The sequence below is a fragment of the Pseudomonas sp. 8_5_2 genome, from assembly GCF_059295255.1.
This window is the reverse complement of sequence record NZ_CM181238.1, coordinates 4,050,672-4,068,921: the sequence shown is the minus strand read 5'-3', so window position 1 is coordinate 4,068,921 and position 18,250 is coordinate 4,050,672. Positions and strand designations below refer to the sequence as shown.

Sequence of the window (18,250 nt, the reverse complement as noted above, 5' to 3'; positions counted from 1 at the left end):
GCATGACTGGTGTTTTTTCCAGTGCGGCTTAAGATGGCCGGCACAGAGCAGGCTGGGTGGCCAATGAGCGAGAAAGACACCATCTCCATGCAACTGGTGCGCGAGGCCCTGTTGCAGACTTGCCCGGCCGGGCAGCCCGACCATGCCCTGCTGGTGCGTGCCGGCATCGACAGTGCCCAACTCGACCTGCCCGAGGCGCGGGTCAGCGCCGAGGCTTATGCACGCCTGTGGCGCCTGCTGGCGCGCCGCTGCAACGACGAGTTCTTCGCCATGGACCCACGCGGCCTGCGCAGTGGCAGCCTAGCGTTCATGTGCCGGGCGAGCATGACGCAGCCGACGCTGGGGGATGGCCTGGACACCGCACTGGCATTTCTGTCGCTGATGCTGGAAGACCTGCAACCGGGCCTGGTGCGCCAGCAGGGGCTGGCCGAAATTGTCATCAACGAGCCATGTGACGCGCCGCGTCGGGCGTTCACCTATTTCACCTTCTGGATGATCGTGCACGGCGTGGCCTGTTGGCTGGCCGGCCGCCGTATCCCGATTCTGGCTATCGACCTGCGCTGCGCCGAGCCGCCGTTCTGTGACGACTACCGGGTGATGTTTTCGGAAAACCTGCAGTTCCAGCGACCGCGTACGCGCATGATCATCAGTGCCGACTGCCTCGACCTGCCGCTCAAGCGCACGCAGGCCGAGCTGCAGCGTTTTCTGGCTGAAGCACCGGGCAATATCCTGGTGAAATACCGTGATCCTGCCAGCCTGGGGCGGCGGATCCGTACCGACTTGCTGCACCTGTCACCTGGCCACTGGCCGGACGGTGACACGCTTGCACGGCAGTTGAACCTGTCGCCTTCCACCTTTCGCCGCCGCCTGGCGGAGGAAGGGCAGACTTATCAGGGCCTCAAGGACAGCGTTCGCCGTGAGCTGGCCATCGCCTGGCTGAGCCAGCCCGAGCCTGCCCTGGACGATATTGCAGTGGGCCTGGGGTTTGCTGACAGCAGCTCGTTCTACAAAGCGTTCCGCAAATGGTTTGCCTGTAATCCGGGCCACTACCGTGCCCTGATTCACAAGCGTGGTAGTGGTGGCTAGCCTGCGACACCTTCCCGCTGCCCTGATCCGTGAACAGCGCTCATGTTGACAAGCCGGTCACTAACCAGGATGTCGCCATGTCTCCAGCTGCCTCCCCCAGCAAGCTGCTTCACCCCGCTGAAGATTTTATCGCCCGGCAGTTGCCGGGTTGGCTGAAAGCCGCCACCCCTCAGCAACTTGCCAGGTTGCAGAGCTGCCTCAAGGCTCACCTGGCCAGCCAGAAGCAAATGGCAAGCGTTGCCAGTCGCCTGCTGCCGCTGGATGGTTTTGCCAGGCAACGGTTGGAAAGCGCGCTCAGCCAGGACAGCCAACTGCACCTGAAGGTCGATCTGGACAAGCTGGAGTGGCGCGAGGAGCGTGCGCGGCTGGAGGTCAGCCTGGGTGTGTTGCCCGATTACCAGTCGTACTTCGTACGAGTGCCAGCACTGCAGAAGCTCCTGCAGAACTTCAAGGCGGGTGAGTCCTTTTTCCAGGGGACCGCGCTGACTTGCCCGAAAGGCGAGCAGCCTGAGCAAGTGGTGAGCGGTGATGTGGACCGGCTTGTCAGCCTGTGCCGGCAGGTGGACGTGGGTGCAGCCTATCAACGACATCTGGGAGAGGTGATGAGCACCGGTTTCAGCCAGGCGCTGGCCAAGGACAAGCGCCTGGCGCTTGCAGTAGCGCTGGAAGTGGCCGCAATCAAAAAGCAACTCATGGCCAACGATGTGCACATGCTGCGCCAGCTCTGCAGGGGCCAGCAGCCCACGTTCGGGCACCCTCTGCAGCTGCGCGGTGGTGCGCTGCAAGTGCTGGGTTGCCAGGTTGACGGTGCATTGGCTTTTGAGCTGATCGTGCCGGCACGCAGTCAGTCGACCTTCCCCTTTGGTGACCCTGAACGGTTGAAGCAAGTAGTGCTGTATCTGCCAGATGACCATGCGCAACCCCTGCGCGTATTTGCCAACTGGAACGAGGCGAACCGTGTACTCGCCACTGGGTTGGCTGACAAGGCATACAGGGCAGCGTTCGCGCGCCGTATAGCCCTGAACGACCGAGCGCAATATGAACGTGGCCTGGCTAACCGTTTGCAGGATAAGCAGCCTGATCTGGAACCCCGCAGGGTGCGCGCCACCGGCGATGTCTTTGCGTTGTCGGCAGCGTGGCACATACAGCGCGTCAAGGCCGATGCAGGCTTTCTCGCGGTTCCTACCTCGCAGGCTGATGGCAAGGCCTCGGCGCAGCGCTTACGCGATCTGGAAAGCACCGGGTTGGTGTTGCTCAACCTTGCAGGTCTGTTTGTGCCGGCCATTGGTGCACTGCTGTTGGCGGACCTTGGCAGGCACCTGCTCAGCGATGTCTTCGAAGGTGTACGTGATTGGCAGTCAGGTCATCAGCACGAAGCACTGCAGCATATGCTTCAGGTGGCAGTCAGCCTGGCCACCACCGGAGCGATTGTCATGGGCACGCATTTGGCCCGTAGCGCCTTTGTCGAGGCACTGGAGCCTGTGACTACCGAAGATGGCCGGGCACGGCTGTGGCGCAACGACCTGCAACCCTATCAAGCTGACCCGTTACCCGCTGAGGTAGCTGAAACTGACAATGGCTTGCTTACGGATGGCAAGCGCCATTGGCTGCGGCTTGAACAGGCACTGTACGGGGTGCGGCAGGATGCCAGGGGAGGATGGCGCTTGCGCCATGCCAGTGACCACGAGGCATACGGGCCGGTCGTGCGAAGCAACGCAGAGCGTGCCTGGTTGCTCGGTGGTGAGCGGCCACTGGAATGGCAGGGCGCGGCACTGTTGCTGGGGCGCCTATGGCCGTCGGCGCGCACAGTGAGTGCTGGGCGTGTGGCCCAGATGCTGAGTGTGGCGGATGTCGACGAGGAGTACCTGCGTGGTCTGCTGGTAGAGAGGCGGCGCCTGCCCGTGCAGCTGCGCGATACCTTGGAGCGCTTCGCCGTTGATGCGCGCATGGAAGCGTTTTTCGCCCAGTTGGAGGCAGGCGACGCCGATACCGAATTATGGCAGTGGTGTATCGACCATTTGCAATTGCAGGGGCAGCCGCTTGACGAGCAGGTGATTTCCATACGCCAAGAGGCGGCAAGGGTCCGCGAAGCGATGTTCGAGCATTTTTCAAGCCGCTACCTGGTGAAAGACCCTTTGCAGGCGCTGATACAACGGGACTTCCCAGCGTTGCCAGACGCCTATGCTCTCGATGCTCTTGACCACGCGACCGCAGCTATGCGCTTGCGCATGCAGGCTGAATCACGCATTCCGCTGGCACTCGCTGAACGTCTCCGGGCAACGCTTCAACTGGCACGTCTGACCCGTATGCGTGAGGCCCTGTATCTACCACACAGCTATCGACCCGAGCTGGTGGCCCTGGTGTTTGCCTTGTTGCGTCTGCACGGGCCAGCCGCAGCGGATTTCAACCTGGTGTTACGCCAGGATCGCTATGCCGGGCAAGCGCTGGCGCAGCTGTTCCCGGAGCGGGGAATGAAACAGGAACTGGTGCTGGTCCGGCGAAGCGGCGGTTTCCAGCTTTACGCCGGAAGCCTGGCGTATGAGCGTGAAATTGCCGAACCTCAAGGGCTCTTCGAAGTGCTGGCGGCCTGCTTGCCTGATACTTACCGGTCGCATCCGGGGTGGGCTGGCGCCGATGCGCCGGCAGCTATCCGCAGGCAGATGCAGGCATGGCTCCCCGACGAGCGTGGGCCGTTGCTGCGCTTGCTTGGATGGCGTGAGGCCAGGCCCCAGGCATCGACCATGCAATGCATGGAGGATGGGCGAGCAGGCTATTTGCTGGGTGGCTGTCAGTCGTGCATCAGTAGCCCGGATCGCGTGCTACGACAGCGGGTTCGGGCGTTGTACCCCGGTATCGGCGATGAAGGCACCGAGCACTACATCCAGGCTCTGCTGCTTCAGCCAGGGACTGTGTACGACAATCTGCTGCGCGCAGAACAGGAGTACCGACAGCTCGAGGGCCGCTTGCATGCGTGGGCCCGTGAGACACCCGGCAATCCCCGAGCTCGCCAGCAGGTCGCGGACTCGCTTTGCCGTGCCTGGCAAATGCGCAGCGATCGGTTTTCCCGGAGCATTGATCATCACGCAATGCTCAGCGTAAGCATCGTCGCCGCGCCTGTGGGAAGTCTTCCTGCCCTGCCAGCCGGGACGGATTTTTCCCATGTATCAGAGCTCACCCTCGCGGGGCTTGAGCTTAGCGACGTCCCACGGGGATTTCTCGCCTGCTTCCCGCGTTTACGAAGACTGGAGTTGAGCAATAATGCTTTGACCGAGCTGCCACCCGGGCTTGAGCGGTTGACCGAATTGCGGCAGTTGTTGATGCCGCGCAACCGCATCCGAATCCCTGCTGACCAGGTCAGCGTGCTGGCTCACCTGTCGAACTTGCGTTCGCTGGACCTGAGCAGCAACTTCTTGGGTGGTATCAACCTGCAGTTCAACCAGCTTTCCGGTTTACGGTTTCTGCGGCTGAACAATGCCCGGTTGTTGGCGTTGCCGCCAGGCCTGCAATGGTGCGGACTGCTGGTATTCGCTGACCTGCGCAACAACCAGATCGCCAATCTGCCTGATGCATTGTTCCAGGCCCCTTTGCAACTGCGCCGGGCGTTGCAGCTGGATGGCAACGTACTGCCAGCCGGCACGCTCGAGCGCTTGTATACAGTGGAGCGCCTGTTGGTGACGCCGCGCCTGGAACGTCGCGATCCGGTGAGGGATTTGTGGCTTGGGACCTTGGGGCCTCTGAAGCAGCAGGCCCATGCAACCGTGTGGGATGCGCTGGTTGCCGAACCCGACAGTCGTGAACTGTTTGACCTGCTTGCCAATCTTACGGGAACCGCCGAATTCAGGAAAACGCCAACTGAAATCGGGCGCAGGGTCTGGACCGTGCTACAGGCCTGCCACGACAATACTGCGACACGTATGGCGCTGTTCCACCTGGCTGCGGAACCCACTACCTGCGTTGACAGCGTCGCTACCACGTTCAGCCGTGTCGAAGTACGTATGCATGTTGAACAAGCCATACATGGCGGCGGCCCACTGGTAACGCGCGTTGCCCGCTTGCAATTGGCCAAGCGGCTGTTTCGCGTACACCTGGTTGAAAAAATTGCCCGACGCGATATGGAGGCCCGGTACAACGACGGGCGCTGGGCAAGAGGGGAGCGAGACGAGGAAGAAGTCGAGGTCAATCTTGCCTATCTGAGCCGACTGGCCCAACGCCTGGACCTTTTGGGGCAACCCCGGTACATGCAGTTTGAAAACTTTGCCCAGGTTTCGGCGAGCCAGATCGACGACGCTTACACCGAGGTGCTGCAAACCGAAATGACCGCACAACGTACCATTTTCATCAGTCAGCTAGATTTCTGGGTGGACGTGTTGCGCGCCGAACAGCCTGACGACTTCGATGAGGCTGACGATCACTACAGCACCCTGATGGCAGCGCTGGAGGAGCATAAGAATGTGCTCTCCAGCGAGCAGTACATGCGTCAAGCCAATAGCCTGCGCGACGAACGTGACCGTGCCTTGGGCAACCTTGCGCAACGGCTGACCGTAGCGGCCATGCAAACCCCCTGAGTGCCTCGGACCGAGGTGGCACGCACTGTGCCACCCCGTTCAACCGCAGGCTTTCCCTCTGCTCGCGTTGCACGGGTGAGCAGACCATGAGCAGCTCCCGACCGCCTTTTCAGGAATTGCCATGACGTACGATCGTCGCCCTTCACGGTCTGTAAATGTTCCCCTTGACGGCCTGCACGATGAATTCATCGGCAGCAGGCTGCCGACCTGGCTCAAGCAAGCCACCCAAAGCCAGATACGCGTACTCCGCGATAGCCTCAACGCGCATCATGCAAGCCAGGCGCGGTTACGCGGTATCACCTTGAAGCTGCAGTCGCCCATGCAGTATGCCGAGCAGCAGTTTGCCAGTTTGTTGAGTGAAACGTTGCCTGAAGGCACGTCGCTCTCGCAGCTGGAGTGGCTACAGGTCTATCCTCGTTTCCCCGCCTTCCCGGGGGGCGTGCTGCCGCTCCCAAGGTATGGACAGAAACGCGAGAACGGGGTGTTGCGCCTGATGCGCAACTTTGCTGAGGGTTCGCGTTTCTATCTGGGAACGGGGTTGGTTGCACCTGGGCAGGAACAGGTCCTTTCGGGGGCGAGCGAAAAACTGGTCGTGGCATGCCGTACGCTGGATGCGGGGCAACGCTATCAGGATGAACTGGCAACGCTGTTCGATACAAAGGCTCAGCGCCTGCTGCGTGATGACAAACGTACCGGCCTGCGATTGGCTGCAGACGTTGCAGTGCTCAAAGGCGAAATCACCGAGCCGGTCAAGGATGCCCTGCATGCCCTGGTAGACAAACCTTCAGAACCACAAACCGCGCAGTTGGCAGCTTACCCCGGGCTGTTCGAAGCGCTGGGTTGCGAGGTTGCCGATGGCATATGGGTACAACTGCGTGACGACCAGGGCACTGCCAAAGGGGGGGTACTTTACCTTCCCAGTGACCCCGTACAAGTCTTGCGCTACTTCGATTCCCATACCGCCATCAACCACACCCTGGCAACCCAATTGAGTCATGCGTCATACCGCCAGGCATTTGCCCAACTGATTGGCCTGGAGCAGCGAGCGGCGTTCATGGGCACGTTGAAGGCGCGCCTCGCGGATGAGCAAACCGACCTGGCCCTGGAAGGCAGGGTGCAGCACGATGATGTGTTCGAGGCGCTGGCCGTGCAGCAGATAGAGCGCCTGAAGGAGAACGGCAAGCTGCTGCTGGTCACTACTGCCGATGCAGACAGCGCCGCAGTGCGTGAGCGACATGAAGCCTGGCAGCGTGCAGGGCTCGAGGTACTCAACTTTGCGGGTTTGTTCATTCCGCTGGTCGGCGGGCTGCTGCTCGGGCAACTGGTGGCCCAGACCCTGGGCGAGGTTTTCGAGGGCGCGGTGGACTGGTCCAGAGGGCATCAACATGAGGCGCTGGAGCACATGCTTGGGGTGGCCGAGACCCTCGCGAGCACTGCTTTGACAGTGGCTGGCGTCGCCTTGGCACGCAGCGCATTCGTCGCTGCGCTGGAGCCGGTGCGGCTCGCCAATGGCGCCGGGCGTCTGTGGTCAAGCGACCTGGAGCCCTATATCTGTACGCCTGACAAGATGGCTTTGCGCGAGGATGGCACCTACGGGGATGGCGAGCACCGCTGGATCAAGGCGGGTGGGTGCTTCTACGAAGTTCATCGTCCCGACCCTGAAGGCCCTTGGCGCCTTCTTCACCCAGGAAGGGCGGACGCCTATGGGCCGATTGTGCTGCACAATGGCGAACGCTGCTGGCGCTTGATGCTCGAAGCACCACAACAGTGGGACGACAGCGCGAAGATGCTCGAGACCCTATGGCCACACAACCCGCCTGTCGATAACGCAGACGCGCAGCGGATCATGCGCATGGCGGGCATCGATCAGGACGAACTGCGCGGCCTGCTTATGGAAAACAGGCGGGCGCCGACCAGTTTGCGCGAAGCCCTGAAGGCCTTTGATGCCAATGCACGGATCGACAGTTTCTTCAGTCGCCTGGCGCTGGACATTGCCTCGGACGAGGATCTGGAGCTGTTTCAATGGTGTGAAAACCAGCCAGGGGTGGGACACGGGCGCACCAACGTGCTTGCCAGCAGGCGGCAACTGAGTGACTCCATGTTCAGCCATCTGACTCGCCAGCCTGTTTCCACGCAACCGTTGCTAAAACCGCTGATGGCGCTGGGGCTTCCTGAACCCTATGCCTGTGATCTGGCCGAGGTCGCCAGCAACCAGGCACGCCAGCAGTTCCTGGACAGCGGCCAGCTGCCGCTGGCCTTGGCGGAAAAAGCCAGGTCTCTGCGGACGGTAGCCAAGGTGAGCAAGGCGCTGACCGGTATTTATGTGCCCAGTGCGTATTGCGACGAAACGGGAATGCTGGTTCTAGCCCTGCTCGATGGCGAAAGTACCGATTCGTTTAGCTTGTCGCTGAAGAAAAGTGTGGCGGACGCTGCAACGTTGAAAACCATCGGGGCTGCCGGGCAAGTTGCCGACCTTCGAGTGCTGGTGCGACAGCGAGGGGTCTTCAACCTGTATGACGGGCAAGGCAGGGCACTTGCAACCAACCCTCCGGCTTCGCCGGATATTTTTGACGCAGTGCTGGCGGCACTCGATTCGCGCGACATGCTGCCCGAAGTGGGCTTGACCACTGGCGCCACGGCGCAGCAGCTGCGCGAGAAGCTTGTGGCCCGCCTGGGCACCCACGAAGAAATCGCGCGGCTGCTGGGCTGGGCAGCACAAGACCGCTGGTTCAACCCAGGGCAACGGCTACCGGATGGCCGAGTCGGTTATCCGCTCAGCGACCGCCCTGCGCTACCCGTGACACCCAGGGAGCAGCTGCGGGCCGGCTTGATCAGGTTTTTCCCTGGCCTTGCCGGGTCGATAGAACAGCAGGTGGACCGATGGCTGTTGCAACAGATTCCGGTTGCCGAGGTACTCATGGCGCTGGAAGACGACCTGACGCAGTTGACCCGGTCAATAGACCGCTGGGTGTCGGCTGACCTGAGCGACCAGTCGCGCAGGCGGCGCTTGATCGGGGAAAGGTTGCTGCGTGCCTGGCAAGGCTCGGGTGATCAGCTCTCGGTCGGTTCCAGCGGCCAACACCCGGGGCTGCGGTTGCATTTGAGTGACCTGTCAGCCGGCACACTCCCCGAGCTACCTGGGCACATCGAGTTCTACCATGTAACCGCGCTGGTGTTGAAAGGCGCCACGTTGCGTGAAATTGCAAACGGCTTCTTGCAGTCTTTCACCTATCTTCAGGAGTTGGACCTTAGCGACAACCAGTTGCTGCGTTGCCCTCGTGAACTGAGTTACCTGACCAATCTGCGCCGGCTGCGTCTGGGGCATAACCAGATTCGACTGGACGCCCAAAGCCTGGACGCCTTGAACGGGCTGCCCCGGCTCAGCCATCTGGACCTGAGCCACAACAGCCCACTCGGCGCGTATGGGATGCGCTTCCATCTGCTGCCCCAACTGGTGGAGCTGAACCTGCGCCGCTGCGGCCTCAGCGAGTGGCCCAAAGGTCTGGAACTGTGCGGTTTTCTGGAAAAGGCAGACCTGCGGGACAATTTTCTGCAAGGTGTCCCCACAAACATACTTGCGATGCCACTGGAGTTCCGCAAGAACCTCCTGGTCAGTGGCAATCGCCTGACAATGACAGACTTCGGCAAGCTCAATGCACTGGACACGTTACTGGAGGAACCTCACGCCGAGGTTGGCCGAGGCTGGTGGGTAGACAGCGACTCCGCGAGCCCTGAGCGTGGGAGGCTGTGGGATCGCTTGAACGCTGATACAGAAAATGCTCGGTTTTTCGATATGCTGGATCTCTTGCAGGAGCTGTCCGATTTCAGTTGGCCGAAATCCCAGTTGGTCTCCATGACCTGGAAGTTCATGGCAACCATGGACAGCGACCCGGAGTTTGCCGCAAAGGTACAAAGAGCTGCCGAATCTGCGGGCCTGGATAAGCCCGGCGTGCTGGACATGTACAGCAACACGCTGCAGCTTCAAGCGCAACACGATGCGGTGGCCGATTTACGGCTACACAAAGGCCCAGGGCTACTGGCGTTGGGCCGCGCCCTGCAACGCCTCGATAGTCTGAGTACATACGTGAGCGAGGAGCGGCTAAGGCTTGCTGAAACGGTCGAGCCTCAGGTATTGGCGTCACTTGGCTTGCGTTACAGGACGCGCTTGCGAGCCAGGCTCAAGTTGCCTTTCCAGCCCGCCCGGCTGCCGCCCGATCCCAACGTGATACCGCTGACGGGACTACGGCTGCAGTTGGCTGAGGACTTTGTGCGCCAGGCTGAACAGCTTGACCCGCTGACAGCAAGCCTGTGCAGGCGCGCATTCTGGCAGCGCTTTCTTGAACATAATTTTGCCCAACCCTTCAACAATCTGGATCAGCTCGCAGCCGAGCAGCGTTCGGTGCTGTCAGGCCGGCGAGCTGAACTGAGCGAAGCGCAATACCTGGACGAGGTACGTGTACTGGATGTGCAATTGCAGGTTGACCGGGTAGCCTTGCAACGTCAATTGACCCGAAATTACCTGATAAGCATGGACCGTGCCCTGGGCTGAGGAGGGCAGCGGCCAAACCAGTCATCCAGTTTGACAATTTTGGCCATTGCCGCAATGCCCGTGCGGCGCGAACATCGTCGGACCACTCCAAAAACAAGAAACCAGGAGTCCGACGATGCGCGATTACGCCGAGGCCGCTCGAGCGTTCGATCATGCCCAGGCCGCCAATGCGGCGCTGCATGATCACCTAGATGCCCTCAATGCCTGTGTCGAATGCTGTGACCGCCATGCCGGTGGGGGCAAGCCGGCGCTGGTATATGAAGACCGGGACGGCAACAGTGCCTGTTACAGCTTCGATCAACTCAAGGTCGAAGCGGCCCGCTTTGCCAATGTGCTCAAGGCGCAGGGCGTGGGCCCCGGCGAGCGTGTCGCCGGGTTGATGCCGCGTACGCCCGAGCTGCTTGTCACCATCCTCGCCACATGGCGCCTCGGGGCGGTGTACCAGCCCCTGTTCACGGCGTTCGGGCCCAAGGCCATCGAACACCGACTGGAGCAGTCGCACGCCCGGGTGGTCGTCACCGACAGCAATAACCGCAGCAAACTGGACGACGTGCATGCCTGCCCGACTGTTATCACGGTCAAGGCGCGCAGCGGCGAGCTGGATTTCGAGCAGTGCCTGCGCAGCGCCTCGGACGAATGCGAGCCTGTCATGCGTTCGGGCAACGACCCGTTCCTGCTGATGTTCACTTCCGGCACCACCGGCCCGGCCAAGCCGCTTGAAGTACCGTTGCGCGCTATTGTCGCCTTCCAGGGCTACATGCGTGACGCCATCGATCTGCGGCCTGAAGACAACTACTGGAACCTGGCCGACCCGGGTTGGGCCTATGGCCTTTACTATGCCGTTACCGGCCCGCTGTCGCTGGGCCACGCCACCACCTTCTACGATGGCCCGTTCAGCGTCGAAAGCTGCGCCCGGGTAATCGACAAGCTTGGCATCACCAACCTGGCCGGCTCGCCCACCGCGTATCGCCTGCTGATCGCGGCCGGCAAAGACTTTGCCGCGCCGGTCAAGGGCCGCCTGCGGGTGGTCAGCAGTGCGGGCGAGCCGCTCAACCCGGAAGTGATCCGCTGGTTCGCCGATGAGCTGGGTGTGACCATTCATGATCACTATGGCCAGACCGAACTGGGCATGGTGCTGTGCAACCACCATGGTTTGCAGCACCCGGTGCATCTGGGCTCTGCCGGCTTTGCCATTCCCGGCCACCGCATCGTCGTGCTGGACGAGCAGGGCAGAGAACTGCCTGCCGGCCAGCCGGGCATTCTCGCCGTTGACCGCGAGCAGTCGCCGTTGTGCTGGTTCGGCGGCTACCACGGTTTGTCGACCAAGGCCTTCGTCGGCAAGTACTACCTCAGCGGTGACACCGTCGAGCTTAACCACGACGGCAGCATCAGCTTCGTCGGGCGCAGCGACGATGTGATCACCACCTCGGGCTACCGGGTTGGCCCGTTCGATGTGGAGAGCGCGCTGATCGAGCACCCGGCGGTAGTCGAAGCAGCGGTGATCGGCAAGCCAGACCCGGACCGCACCGAGCTGATCAAGGCCTTCGTGGTGCTGGCCAGCGGGTTTGCAGGCAGCGCCGAGCTGGAAGAAACCCTGCGTCAGCACGTGCGCCAGCGTTTGTACGCCCACGCCTACCCCAGAGAAATCGAATTCGTCAGCGAGCTGCCCAAGACCCCGAGCGGCAAGCTGCAACGCTTCATCCTGCGCAATCAGGAAGTCGCCAAACAACAAGCGCAGCAGGCCACCCCTGCCAGCGCCTGAAAGGAAACCGATCATGCAAATAGCTAACAAGCATTTCATCGTCAGCGGCGCTGCATCCGGGCTGGGTGCTGCCACCGCGCAGATGCTGGTCGAAGCTGGCGCCAAGGTCATGCTGGTCGACCTCAATGCCCAGGCCGTCGAGGCCAAGGCTCGCGAGCTGGGTGACAACGCCCGCTTCGCGGTGGCCGACATCAGTGACGAGCAGGCTGCCCAGGCGGCGGTGGATGCGACCGTGAACGCCTTTGGCAGCATTCACGGGCTGGTCAACTGCGCCGGCATCGTCGGTGCCGAGAAGGTGTTGGGCAAGCAAGGGCCGCATGGCCTGGCCAGCTTTTCCAAGGTCATCAACGTCAACCTGATCGGCAGCTTCAACCTGCTGCGCCTGGCCGCTTCGGCCATGGCCGAAGGGCAGCCCGAGGAGGGCGGGGAACGTGGCGTGATCATCAACACCGCGTCCATCGCTGCCTATGATGGCCAGATCGGCCAGGCCGCCTACGCAGCCTCCAAGGGCGCCATCGCCAGCCTGACCTTGCCGGCCGCGCGTGAGCTGGCGCGTTTTGGCATCCGTGTGATGACTATCGCCCCGGGCATCTTCGAAACCCCGATGATGGCCGGCATGAGCGATGAAGTGCGCGCTTCGCTGGCCGCCGGGGTGCCGTTCCCGCCGCGCCTGGGTCGCCCGCAGGAATACGCCGCACTCGCCCGTCATATCATCGAGAACAGCATGCTCAACGGTGAGGTGATCCGCCTCGACGGTGCGCTGCGCATGGCTGCCAAGTAAGGAGAACCCTCATGACCCTCGCCAACGACCCGGTCGTCATCGTCAGCGCCGTGCGCACGCCCATGGGCGGCCTGCAGGGCGACCTCAAGAGCCTGACTGCACCACAGCTGGGCAGCGCGGCCATTCGTGGCGCCGTGGAACGCGCCGGCATCGATGCCGCCAGCGTCGAACAGGTGCTGTTCGGCTGCGTACTCCCTGCCGGCCAGGGCCAGGCCCCGGCGCGCCAGGCCGCGCTGGGCGCCGGGCTGGACAAGCACACCACCTGCACCACCCTGAACAAGATGTGTGGCTCGGGCATGCAGGCCGCGATCATGGCCCATGACCTGCTGCTGGCCGGCACGGCCGACGTGGTGGTGGCTGGCGGTATGGAGAGCATGACCAACGCCCCCTACCTGCTGGACAAGGCCCGTGGCGGCTACCGCATGGGCCACGGCAAAATCATCGACCACATGTTCATGGACGGCCTGGAAGACGCCTATGACAAAGGCCGCCTGATGGGCACTTTTGCCGAGGACTGCGCACAGGCCGACGCCTTCAGCCGCGAAGCCCAGGACCAGTTCGCGATTACCTCGCTGACCCGCGCCCAGCAGGCCATCAGCAGCGGCCGTTTTGCCGCCGAGATCGTGCCGGTTGAGGTTACTGAAGGCAAAGAGAAACGCACCATCAAGGATGACGAGCAACCGCCAAAGGCACGCCTGGACAAAATCCTGCAGCTTAAACCGGCCTTCCGTGAAGGCGGCACTGTGACGGCCGCCAACTCCAGCTCGATTTCCGACGGTGCCGCGGCGCTGGTGCTGATGCGCCGCTCTGAAGCCGACAAGCGCGGCCTCAAGCCGCTGGCGGTGATCCACGGCCACGCGGCCTTCGCCGACACCCCGGCGCTGTTCCCGACCGCACCGATCGGTGCCATCGACAAGCTGTTGAAACGCACCGGCTGGAACCTCGCCGAGGTCGACCTGTTCGAGATCAACGAGGCCTTCGCCGTTGTCACCCTGGCGGCCATGAAGCACCTCGACCTGCCGCACGACAAGGTCAATATCCATGGCGGTGCCTGTGCGCTGGGCCACCCGATTGGTGCCTCGGGTGCGCGCATCCTGGTGACCCTGCTCTCGGCCCTGCGCCAGAACAACCTGCGCCGTGGCGTGGCGGCCATCTGCATCGGCGGTGGCGAGGCCACGGCCATGGCTGTCGAATGCCTGTACTGAGGTGAACCATGCTGGTAACTGACGAGCAACAACAGATCGCCGATGCGGTACGCGGCTTTGCCCAGGAGCGTCTCAAACCCTTTGCTGAACAGTGGGACAAGGAGCACCGCTTCCCCAAGGAGGCCATCGCCGAGATGGCCGAGTTGGGGCTGTTCGGCATGCTGGTGCCGGAGCAGTGGGGCGGTAGCGACACCGGGTATGTGGCCTACGCCATGGCCCTGGAAGAAATCGCCGCCGGTGACGGCGCCTGCTCGACCATCATGAGCGTGCACAACTCGGTGGGCTGCGTGCCCATCCTGCGGTTCGGCACCGAGCAGCAGAAAGAGCGGTTTCTCACGCCGCTGGCCAGCGGCGCCATGCTCGGCGCCTTCGCCCTGACCGAACCGCAGGCCGGCTCCGATGCCAGCAGCCTGAAGGCCCGCGCGCGCCTGGATGGCGACCACTATGTGCTCAACGGCAGCAAGCAATTCATTACTTCGGGGCAGAACGCCGGGGTGGTGATCGTGTTCGCCGTGACCGACCCCGATGCTGGCAAGCGCGGCATCAGTGCCTTTATCGTGCCGACGGATTCGCCGGGCTATCAAGTGGCACGTGTCGAAGACAAGCTTGGCCAACACGCCTCCGACACCTGCCAGATCGTCTTCGATAACGTGCGCGTCCCGGTCGCCAACCGCCTGGGCGGCGAAGGCGAAGGCTACAAGATCGCCCTGGCCAACCTCGAAGGCGGGCGGATCGGTATCGCTTCGCAGGCGGTGGGCATGGCCCGTGCGGCGTTCGAGGTGGCCCGTGACTATGCCAACGAGCGGCAGAGCTTTGGCAAGACCTTGATCGAGCACCAGGCAGTGGCCTTCCGCCTGGCCGACATGGCGACGAAAATTGCCGTGGCCCGGCAGATGGTGTTGCACGCCGCCGCGCTGCGCGATGCCGGGCGGCCGGCGCTGGTGGAAGCGTCGATGGCCAAGCTGTTTGCCTCGGAAATGGCCGAAAAGGTCTGTTCGGATGCCTTGCAGACCCTCGGCGGTTATGGCTATCTGAGCGACTTCCCGCTGGAGCGGATCTACCGCGACGTCCGGGTTTGCCAAATATACGAAGGCACCAGCGACATTCAGCGCATGGTTATTGCGCGCAATCTTTGAAGGAGCAGACTGCATGGCATTCGAAACCATCCTGTTGGACATCCACGGCAAGGTCGGCCTGATCACCTTGAACCGCCCCCAGGCCCTGAACGCGTTGAACGCGCAGATCGTTGGCGAGATCAACCAGGCCCTGGACCAGCTTGAGCGTGATCCGAACATCGGCTGCGTGGTGCTGACCGGTTCTGCCAAGGCGTTTGCCGCTGGCGCCGATATCAAGGAAATGGCCGACCTGCAGTACCCGCAGATCTACGTCGACGACCTGTTCAGCGACGCCGACCGGGTGGCCAATCGCCGCAAGCCGATCATTGCTGCAGTCGCGGGCTTCGCTTTGGGCGGCGGCTGTGAGCTGGCTATGATGTGTGACTTCATCCTGGCCGGCGACAATGCCAAGTTCGGCCAACCGGAAATCAACCTGGGTGTATTGCCTGGCATGGGCGGCACCCAGCGCCTGACCCGCGCAGTGGGCAAGGCCAAGGCGATGGAACTCTGCCTGACCGGCCGCTTGATGGGTGCCGAGGAAGCCGAGCGTGCTGGCCTGGTGGCGCGCATCGTGCCGCAGGCCGAACTGGTTGAAGAGGCGCTGAAAGTCGCGGCGACCATCGCCAGCAAGTCGATCCCGGTCAGCATGATGGTCAAAGAAAGCGTCAACCGTGCCTTTGAGGTGTCCCTCAGCGAGGGTGTGCGTTTTGAGCGTCGCGTGTTCCATGCAGCGTTTGCCACGCACGATCAGAAGGAGGGCATGGCTGCGTTTGTTGCCAAACGTGAGGCGCAGTTCAAGGACCGCTGAACAGCGAGGGCGCTGCAAAGGCAGCGCCCATTCACCTTGCACGGGCAGTCGGGGCGCGTAGTCAGGCAGTGCGCTCAGGTCTTGTTCCACGCCCTGTGTGTACCGATTGCCGAGTCATCGCCGCCGGATACAGCATCTCGCCCTCTTCGCCTTGAAGTTTATGCTGCTGCCTTCAAGCGTATCGAGCCTTTCAATAGCGGGCAGGTACCTTTCCCCATGCTCGGCGAGGGCCTGCATGAGCGGCATTGCGTCACGTAGCGCCTGGTAAGTGGTAGGTACACCATCAAGTCCGCCTGCGGGGAACCCCGGCATTACTTTGTTACCGCCTTGTCGGAATCCTGGCCGTTTCCGGCAAATTAGCCCGTGATTGCTGTTGCTCATGGCGACGTGGCGCCTTAGACTGCCGCCCCCTGTAAAAGAGTGCCGATTGGCGCTTGAAAAATTCCGCTGCCGATGCTCCGGCCTCGGCGGCACCTGAATCGCCTAAATGCACATTTTTTCATAGAGAAATCGATGACCAAGGAACAGTTGCTGGCCATGTCGGCCGATGACTACATGAACGCTGAACAGCTGGCCTTCTTCACTGGCTTGCTGCAGGCGATGAAAGTCGACACCCATGAACGCATCGAGCTCAGCCGTACCACCATCGAGGGCCTGGACACCCCGTCGGACCCGGCCGACGTGGCTTCGGTCGAGGAAGAGCGGAGCTGGCTGGTAAATGCCATCGACCGCGACCAGCGCCTGCTGCCACAGTTGGAGATGGCCCTGGACCGCATCTCTGACGAGAGCTTTGGCTGGTGCGATGACAGTGGTGAGCCTATCGGCCTGAAGCGCTTGCTGATCAGCCCGACCACCAAGTACTGCATCGAAGCCCAAGAGCGCCACGAGCAGCTCGACCGCCACCAGCGCCAGGTGTAACCCCGCGCGCGGTGCCAAGCCCCTCGGAGCAATCCCTGGGGCTTTTGCTGTTGGTTGCGGGCGGTCGGTTTTGTTGCTGCGGGCGTAATACTGCTGTACCGGGATCTGCTGTTTTCTCTACGCAACCACGCGTATCATGGCGCTATCGTTAGGGTGCTAATTAATTCCGGAGGGAATGATGAATAGCCGAGTCGATGTCGCGGTGATGATTGGTTCGGGTGTGCCGGGCATCCTGCAGGCACTGGGCAAGCGTGTTTGCTGGGTGGTGCTGGTCAATGGCGAGCGCCGTGGTACCGCCTTCGCCACGCGTGCAGAGGCGCTGGAGTGCCAGGCTGCCTGGCAGCAACAGCTGAAGAAGGGCCTGGCCGCCTGACCGTCTCAGGGCTTGCAGGTGATGATGCAGCGTGTTGCAGTGGCCGCTACAGTGTAAGAAATATGCTTTGCCTCTCGACGGATTTCAGTGTTTTCGTGCATATTCTTCTCCCAGTAATGTGTTGATGGATTACAGAGCCCGTTCTCGTGCGAGCTCCGGCATAATCTGCCGCCTTTTTGCTGGCCGGTTTGCTATCAGGCATTACGCTTCCCGCATCGGGAATATGCCGAAAGCCTGTCTTGAGGCCAGATCTGGCAAGCCAGAGTAAAGATTCCTGCGCGCTGCATCGCCAGCGAGCACAGACATTTCGCATATCGCTTTATTACTCTTTTCGCCTATCGACAAGAAATGGCCGTGCCTCACCGAACAGAGTTGAGGGCGGGTTGTAACCGGTTGAGGATTACTTCATTGGCAGTCAGCACTCTTGATACCCATGCGTTGTTCGCCTTGGGCGACTTGCGCGGTAAATTGGCCCAACTGTTTCAGGGCCGCTTTATCTATGTCACCGAACAAAGCCCCGAAGGCTTGTACATGGCTGAAATCGACACCGAAAGTGCATTGGTGGTCGACGACAAGCAGCGCCTGGAACTGAAGGTCGGCGACCACTTCCGCGCCGCCGTATTGCCCAGCCGCGAAGGCGGCAAGCTGGAAATGCGTTTTCGCGAAATCAAACTGAATGTTTATGGCGTGGGCGATTACGCCTTCGTCTCGGTGCCCGAAGGGGACGGCATCGTGTTCCGTGAAGGCCACGGGGTAATGCTGGTGTTCGCCGCGCAGCAGCAGGTGCAGGAAGGCCTGGGCAAGTTGCTCAAGGCAGTGACCGGCAAGGTTGCGAAATGGCGCAAGGGCGAACTGACCACCTTCAAGGCCAGCGAATGACCCACGCTGACCGGGCGCCATCTCGGGCCGAGTTTCATCAGCAGCACCAGGCTGGTGCAATGGCTGAGGCTGCGCGTTTGCTGGCCAGGCGCGAGCAGTTGCAAGGCGCCTGGTTGAGTTGGGTGGCCGGTGAATTGTACCGGCTCGGCCCGCCAGCTTATGTCGCCATGGTCCGGCGGGAGCTACAGCGCCTCAGCCAGGGGTGAGCC

13 protein-coding genes and 1 pseudogene are annotated in these 18,250 nt (G+C 62.0%); 13 read left to right on the top strand and 1 reads right to left on the bottom strand.

Annotation, left to right across the window (positions count from 1 at the left end; translation table 11 throughout):
- Window positions 1-63 precede the first annotated feature (63 nt).
- The 3 genes and pseudogenes from AC5O5R_RS18710 to AC5O5R_RS18700 form a co-directional block, all read left to right on the top strand.
- Window positions 64-1,086: an AraC family transcriptional regulator gene (locus AC5O5R_RS18710; protein ID WP_172228564.1), complete on the top strand. Its 1,023-nt coding sequence runs from the start codon at window positions 64-66 to the stop codon at window positions 1,084-1,086.
- A gap of 77 nt (window positions 1,087-1,163) precedes the next feature.
- Window positions 1,164-5,651 carry an NEL-type E3 ubiquitin ligase domain-containing protein gene (locus AC5O5R_RS18705; RefSeq protein WP_172228566.1) on the top strand — a complete coding sequence of 1,496 codons (4,488 nt, stop codon included), beginning with the start codon at window positions 1,164-1,166 and terminating at the stop codon, window positions 5,649-5,651.
- A gap of 121 nt (window positions 5,652-5,772) precedes the next feature.
- Window positions 5,773-6,621 (top strand): annotated as a pseudogene (locus AC5O5R_RS18700) (dermonecrotic toxin domain-containing protein); the annotation flags it as partial.
- A 30-nt stretch (window positions 6,622-6,651) separates the two neighbouring features.
- On the opposite strand, the gene AC5O5R_RS18695 reads toward AC5O5R_RS18700, so the two are convergent.
- Window positions 6,652-6,774 carry a hypothetical protein gene (locus AC5O5R_RS18695; protein ID WP_494515484.1) on the bottom strand — a complete coding sequence of 41 codons (123 nt, stop codon included), beginning with the start codon at window positions 6,772-6,774 and terminating at the stop codon, window positions 6,652-6,654.
- Between the two features lie 6 nt (window positions 6,775-6,780).
- Between AC5O5R_RS18695 and AC5O5R_RS18690 the strand changes: the two genes are divergently transcribed.
- The 10 genes from AC5O5R_RS18690 to AC5O5R_RS18645 all read left to right on the top strand — a co-directional run bounded on the left by AC5O5R_RS18690 (window position 6,781) and on the right by AC5O5R_RS18645 (window position 18,247).
- Window positions 6,781-10,200 carry an NEL-type E3 ubiquitin ligase domain-containing protein gene (locus AC5O5R_RS18690; protein WP_494515473.1) on the top strand — a complete coding sequence of 1,140 codons (3,420 nt, stop codon included), beginning with the start codon at window positions 6,781-6,783 and terminating at the stop codon, window positions 10,198-10,200.
- A gap of 115 nt (window positions 10,201-10,315) precedes the next feature.
- Entirely contained in the window at window positions 10,316-11,962 is a 1,647-nt protein-coding gene (locus tag AC5O5R_RS18685) for an acyl-CoA synthetase (RefSeq protein WP_172229049.1), read from the top strand.
- Between the two features lie 13 nt (window positions 11,963-11,975).
- A complete protein-coding gene (locus AC5O5R_RS18680; RefSeq protein WP_172229047.1) occupies window positions 11,976-12,743 on the top strand; it encodes a 3-hydroxyacyl-CoA dehydrogenase in 768 nt (255 codons plus the stop codon).
- Between the two features lie 11 nt (window positions 12,744-12,754).
- Window positions 12,755-13,948, top strand: a complete 1,194-nt coding sequence (locus tag AC5O5R_RS18675) for an acetyl-CoA C-acyltransferase (protein WP_172229045.1) — start codon at window positions 12,755-12,757, stop codon at window positions 13,946-13,948.
- 8 nt (window positions 13,949-13,956) lie between these two features.
- The gene (locus AC5O5R_RS18670) at window positions 13,957-15,084 is read left to right on the top strand and encodes an acyl-CoA dehydrogenase (protein ID WP_172229043.1); all 1,128 of its coding nucleotides are present in this window, start codon (window positions 13,957-13,959) and stop codon (window positions 15,082-15,084) included.
- Window positions 15,085-15,097: 13 nt separating this feature from the next.
- Complete coding sequence (locus AC5O5R_RS18665; RefSeq protein WP_172229041.1) at window positions 15,098-15,871, top strand: enoyl-CoA hydratase; 774 nt, start codon at window positions 15,098-15,100, stop codon at window positions 15,869-15,871.
- A gap of 513 nt (window positions 15,872-16,384) precedes the next feature.
- Window positions 16,385-16,789 carry a TraR/DksA family transcriptional regulator gene (locus tag AC5O5R_RS18660; protein ID WP_172229039.1) on the top strand — a complete coding sequence of 135 codons (405 nt, stop codon included), beginning with the start codon at window positions 16,385-16,387 and terminating at the stop codon, window positions 16,787-16,789.
- A gap of 178 nt (window positions 16,790-16,967) precedes the next feature.
- Complete coding sequence (locus tag AC5O5R_RS18655) at window positions 16,968-17,162, top strand: hypothetical protein (RefSeq protein ID WP_172229037.1); 195 nt, start codon at window positions 16,968-16,970, stop codon at window positions 17,160-17,162.
- 408 nt (window positions 17,163-17,570) lie between these two features.
- Window positions 17,571-18,041: a hypothetical protein gene (locus AC5O5R_RS18650; protein ID WP_172229035.1), complete on the top strand. Its 471-nt coding sequence runs from the start codon at window positions 17,571-17,573 to the stop codon at window positions 18,039-18,041.
- The gene (locus AC5O5R_RS18645) at window positions 18,038-18,247 is read left to right on the top strand and encodes a hypothetical protein (RefSeq protein WP_172229033.1); all 210 of its coding nucleotides are present in this window, start codon (window positions 18,038-18,040) and stop codon (window positions 18,245-18,247) included. Before AC5O5R_RS18650 ends, AC5O5R_RS18645 begins: the two co-directional genes overlap by 4 nt.
- The last annotated feature ends 3 nt before the right edge of the window (window positions 18,248-18,250 follow it).